The organism is Stenotrophomonas sp. PS02301 (assembly GCF_029959485.1).
GTDB lineage: Bacteria > Pseudomonadota > Gammaproteobacteria > Xanthomonadales > Xanthomonadaceae > Stenotrophomonas > Stenotrophomonas maltophilia_Z.
This window is the reverse complement of sequence record NZ_JASCOO010000161.1, coordinates 1-5,062: the sequence shown is the minus strand read 5'-3', so window position 1 is coordinate 5,062 and position 5,062 is coordinate 1. Positions and strand designations below refer to the sequence as shown.

6 protein-coding genes are annotated in these 5,062 nt (G+C 68.8%); 3 read left to right on the top strand and 3 right to left on the bottom strand.

The genetic code is table 11. From position 1 onward, the window contains the following. Positions 1-108 precede the first annotated feature (108 nt). Both QMX81_RS20370 and QMX81_RS20365 read right to left on the bottom strand, forming a co-directional pair. Positions 109-1,089, bottom strand: a complete 981-nt coding sequence (locus tag QMX81_RS20370) for a sensor domain-containing protein (RefSeq protein ID WP_282264237.1) — start codon at positions 1,087-1,089, stop codon at positions 109-111. Further along, on the bottom strand, positions 1,086-1,451 hold the full coding sequence (locus QMX81_RS20365) for a PadR family transcriptional regulator (protein ID WP_282264235.1): 366 nt from the start codon (positions 1,449-1,451) through the stop codon (positions 1,086-1,088). Before QMX81_RS20365 ends, QMX81_RS20370 begins: the two co-directional genes overlap by 4 nt. A 150-nt stretch (positions 1,452-1,601) precedes the next feature. On the opposite strand from QMX81_RS20365, the gene QMX81_RS20360 reads away from it, so the two are divergent. After that, complete coding sequence (locus tag QMX81_RS20360; RefSeq protein ID WP_282264233.1) at positions 1,602-2,501, top strand: peptidylprolyl isomerase; 900 nt, start codon at positions 1,602-1,604, stop codon at positions 2,499-2,501. A 98-nt stretch (positions 2,502-2,599) separates the two neighbouring features. On the opposite strand, the gene QMX81_RS20355 is transcribed toward QMX81_RS20360, so the two are convergent. Further along, positions 2,600-3,481, bottom strand: coding sequence for a DMT family transporter (locus QMX81_RS20355; protein WP_152151736.1), 882 nt, complete (start codon positions 3,479-3,481; stop codon positions 2,600-2,602). Between the two features lie 160 nt (positions 3,482-3,641). On the opposite strand from QMX81_RS20355, the gene QMX81_RS20350 reads away from it, so the two are divergent. Both QMX81_RS20350 and QMX81_RS20345 read left to right on the top strand, forming a co-directional pair. Then, on the top strand, positions 3,642-4,592 hold the full coding sequence (locus QMX81_RS20350) for a LysR substrate-binding domain-containing protein (protein WP_282264228.1): 951 nt from the start codon (positions 3,642-3,644) through the stop codon (positions 4,590-4,592). 88 nt (positions 4,593-4,680) lie between these two features. Further along, positions 4,681-4,974 carry a hypothetical protein gene (locus QMX81_RS20345; RefSeq protein ID WP_019184421.1) on the top strand — a complete coding sequence of 98 codons (294 nt, stop codon included), beginning with the start codon at positions 4,681-4,683 and terminating at the stop codon, positions 4,972-4,974. The last annotated feature ends 88 nt before the right edge of the window (positions 4,975-5,062 follow it).

Sequence of the window (5,062 nt, the reverse complement as noted above, 5' to 3'; positions counted from 1 at the left end):
GGGGCGCGGGCGGGGGGCGGGCGCCGCCCCCGCGGCGCGGGCGGCGCCCCCCCCCCCCCCCCCCCCCCCCCACTACCGGATCCTCGGGTTCCGACCTGTGGCCGTGGGTTACAGCCGCACCAGCAGATGCTTGGCCATCATCCCGTGCAGGTGACCGATGCCACGCGCCAGGTGCAGCGTCGCGAACAGCAGCAGCACACCGATGATCGCCAGCAGCGGTGTGACCCAGAGCGGCAGCATCTGGATGCCGTCGATGTGGATGCCCACGTAGTCACTGGAGAACAGCGCCGCCACCGGTGCCCAGATGAAGCCGATCGAGGTCGACAACAACGTGGTGGCGATCGTGAAGTAGACGATGCCCAGCGGCAGCATCAGCACGAAGTACAGCAGCGTCAGCCAGGTGCGGCCATCGGTGAACATGTCGCCGATGCGCTGCAGCCAGCTGCGGCTGCGGTCGGAATACGTCGGCCGGCGCGGCATGCGCTCGCCGAGCAGGGCTTCGACCAACCGCCCTTCCAGCAGCGACAGACCGCGCACCGAGCCGAAGAACAACACCGCCACCGGAATGCCGATGATCAGCACCATCAGGCCCAGCGACAGCGACAGGCCGGTAACCACCCAGGTGAAGAAGAACGTACCGGTGGCCAGCGACAGGAGCATGTAGAACAGCGCGCCATAGGTGCGTGCCTCCAGTGCGACACCGAAGAAGCGGGCCACGGCCGAGCGTGGCTTGGGCGGCGCCTGCGGCGGTGGTACCGAGGCGATGCCGGGGCTGGTGGCCGCTGCACGTCGGATCGGCGCAGCACCCGCGCTCGGCGTGCGCAGCGCACGGTTCACGGTGATTTCCGTTTCGCGGTAGATCTCGGCCACTTCTTCCGGCGCACCGTAGCTGCCGGCCACATCGGCGATCACCTCGGCCTCGCTGCGCCCCGGCTGTGCGGCCAGCTCCGAGCGCAGGTATTCCTCGGCGTCGTACAGGGCGTCCTGCACCATCGCCGGATCGGCGTCGTGCAGCGCCGCGCGCAGCTGTGCCAGATACGCGGGAATGGTGGTCGGCAAGGCCCGACCGGCCACGGATTCGATGTTCATGCGGTTACCCCTTCCAGGACGGAATCGACGGAATCACGGGTGGCACGCCACGCGGCGGTCCAGTGCCTGAGCACTTCACGCCCCGTGTCATTGATGCGGTAATAGCGGCGCGGTGGCCCGGCCACCGACGGTTCAACATGGCTTTCCAGCAACCCGGCCCCTTCCAGGTTGCGCAGCACCGGGTAGAGCGCGCTCTGCTTCCCGCTCAGCACGCCCTCGCCGACCCGCTCCAGCTCCTTGGCGATCAGGTAGCCATACAGCGGCTCACCGGCCTTGGCCAACACCGCCAGCAAGGCCAGCGAGACCGTGCCGGAGCTGAGCTCTTTCTGGAACTTCTTGAGGTGGACCTCGTGGTCGCTCATGGCGGTCTCCGCTAGCGTGGAGTCCACACTAGTCCGAACTTCGCTATAGCGGATGTGTCGTTAGTCACCCTGTCGCAGGACATCCCCTGGCTGGCCGTAGCCGGTGCGCTTCGCGCACAATCGGGCACTCCCTTCCTGAACGGGTCTGCCATGTCGCCACGTCGTCCTGCCCTGCTCACCCTCGCCCTGGCCTGCCTGCTGCCCAGCCTTGCCAGCGCGGCCACGCCTTACCGCAGCCCGCAGCAGATTCTGGACGCCTCGCCGGACAGTGACTGGCGCACGCCCGACCCGGCCAACCTGCTGTACATGAACCTGCCCGCCGGCCGCGTCATCATCGAGCTGGCCCCGGCGTTCGCGCCGCAGCACGTGGCCAACATCCAGACGCTTGCCCACGAGCATTTCTGGGATGGCCAGAGCATCTACCGCGCGCAGGACAATTTCGTGGTGCAGTTCGGCGATGCCGACGCCGATGATGCCGCCAAGGCGAAGCCGCTCGGCAGCGCCACGCGCAAGCTCCCGGCCGAGTTCCAGCGCGACAGCAAGGGGCTCAAGGTCAGCCCCCTGCCCGACCGTGACGGCTGGGCCGACCAGACCGGTTTCGTCAACGGCTTCCCGGTGGGCCAGGACCGCGAGGACGGCAAGACCTGGCTGGCGCATTGCTACGGTGCACTGGGCGCCGGCCGCAGCAACGAGGAAGACAGCAGCATCGGCGCGGAGCTGTACGTGGTGACCGGGCAGTCACCGCGTCAGCTGGACCGCAACATCACCGTGGTCGGCCGCGTGCTGCAGGGCATGGAGCTGCTCAGCGCGCTGCCGCGTGGACCGGCACCGATGGGCTTCTACGCCGATCCGGCGCAGCGCACCGCGATCCATTCGATCCAGCGGGCCAGCGATGTACCGGCTGCGCAGCGACCCAAGCTGCAGGTGCTGCGCACCGACTCCAGGACCTTTGCCGATGCGACCGAAGCGCGCCGCAACCGCGTCGATGATTTCTACAAGCGGCCGGCCGGCCACATCGACCTGTGCAACATCCCGGTGCCGGTGCGATAAGGCCAAGCCACTGGCGCGTTGAACGTGCATGGGATTGGATATGCACGTCTCGGTCGTGCCGGCCGCTGGCCGGCCGATCGCCTCCGCAGAGGCGATCTCTATCGCTTCTGGGACACCGCCACACTCCCGAGAATGAGCACGCCCGCCACGACCATCGTGCCGGTCACCGGTTCGCCCAGGAACAGCCACGCGAACAGCGCACCGAACATCGGCACCAGATAGGTCACGGTCGAGGCACGGGCCGGGCCGATGCGGGCGATCAGGCGGTAGAACATCAGGAACGCCAGGCCGGTGCAGACCACGCCCAAGGCGATCGCGCAGGCCCAGGACAGCATCGGGATCGGGGCGGTCGGCCAATGGGTCAGCGCCATCGGCAGCAGCAGGATCGCCGCGCAGCCGAGCGTGGCACCGGCCGAGGCCGCCGGCGGCAGGCCGGTCATGTGGCGTTTCACCAGATTGACGCCCAGGCCATACAACAGCGCGGCCAGGGCACCGGCCATCACCGCCGCACCGATGCTCAGACCGGACACTTTGGCCGTGGCCAGCACCACCACGCCGGCGAAGCCGACCAGCAGGGCGATCGCGCGGCGCATGCCGATCTTTTCGCCGAAGAACAGGAACGCGATCAGCGCGGCGAACAGCACGGTCATCGCATTGCAGATCGCCCCGATCGCGGCCGGGGCGCGTTGTGCGGCCCAGGCGAACAGGACGAACGGGATGGCCGAATTGATCAGGCCGATCGGTGCCAGCCACAGCCAGCGACGCGCCGGGAACTGCGCGCGCGCCTGCCACAGGAACGGCAGCAGCACGAGCGCGCCGAGCAGCAACCGCACCTCCACCAGTGCGTACGGTCCGAAGGCCGGCACGGCCACCCGCATGAACAGGAATGAGCAGCCCCAGATCGCGCCGAGTACGGTCAGTTCCAGCGGGGTACGCCAATCGCGCTCCACCGTACCTGCGGCCAGCGGCGCCCCGCTCACGGTGGGCCTCCGCAGGGAAGCTGACACGCAGGGCGAGCGGTAAGGGACGGCAACATGCGCGTGAATCCGGGGGAGGAAGGGCGACAGCATCCGCCTGCCGTCACGCGCCCACAAGCGCGTAGTATCCGTGCAAGCCACAAATATGATTTGGGTCTCGACCATGATCCTTCGCCCTGCCCTGCTGCCCGCGCTGGGGGTGTTCGCGGTTGCCGCACGCCACCAGAACTTCGCCCACGCCGCCCAGGAGCTGCACCTCACCGCCAGCGCGGTCAGCCACCACGTGCGACGGCTGGAAGACCTGCTTGGAACCATCCTCTTCCAGCGCCATGCGCGCGGCGTGCGGCTGACCGCCGAAGGCCGCCAGTTGGCCGACGCGGCGGCGGCCGCGCTCAGTGATCTCAACGCAGTGGCCGGCAACCTGCATCCCCAGGCGGACATCGTGCCGCTGCGGGTCACCACCATCCGCTCGCTGTCGTACTGCTGGCTGATCCCGCGTTTGCCGCGCTTCACCCAACAGCATCCGCGCATGCGTATCGAGCTGCAGACCAGCACCGAGCTGGTGCGCTTCGACGAGACGGGTCCGGAACTGGGCATCCGTTACGGTCTTGGCCAGTGGCCAGGCATGGCCGCGCATCACCTGATGGACGATGAACTCTGCCCGGTGGCCTCACCTTCCCTGGCGGGCGTCTCGATGCTGCGCGAACCGGCACAGATCGCCACCTTGCCGCTGCTCAGCGACATGTCGCCGCAGGGTTGGCGCGACTGGTTCCGGGCGGCGGGTGTGCGCGGGCTGGACCTGCCCTCGCTGCACACCTTCAGCGACAGCACCGATGCGATGCGCGCCGCGGTCTACGGTATCGGCGCAGTGCTGGCGCGCAAGCACATCGCCCAGCCCTACCTGCAGCGCTATGAGCTGGTGCGCCTGCCCGGCCCCGCACTCAAGGCGCGCTACGCCTACTACGTGGTCCACGCCGAACACCGGCCGCTCAGCCCGACCGCGCAGGCGTTCATGGACTGGCTCAAGCGCGAAGCACTGGATGAGCGCACCCCGCTGCCCGCCCTGCCGGATGAACTGCTGGGCCTGCCGCCTGCGGACCGCACGCACGACTGAACCGGACGCCACGACCCGGCGCGCATCCTCACCCGACCTTTTCCGCGTGCTGGCTAGGCTGGAGTCCCTTTCCCCCGAGGCTCGACCCATGGCCCTGTTGCGACTGCGAATCACCGGCACCGAAGACGATGCACGTGCCATCACCGACCTGCTGCAGAGCATCGAGGGGATCGAACACGTCGAGGAAACCGACGACCTGATGCCGCACATGGACGACGACGATTCCAGCTCGGCCGGCCTGTCCGATGACATCGGCCCGGGCACGCACGAACTGGAAGTGGAAGTAGGCAACGCACTCGGCGCCCAGCGCGTGCGTGACGCGGTGCAGGAACTGGCGCTGGAGCTGGATGTCTTCGTGGAATACGAGCAGGACGAAGGCTGAGTCAACCGTCGGGGGGGGGGGGGGGGGGGGGGGGGGGGGGGGGGGGGGGGGGGGGGGGCGGCGGGGCGGGGGCGCCCGCCCCCCCCCC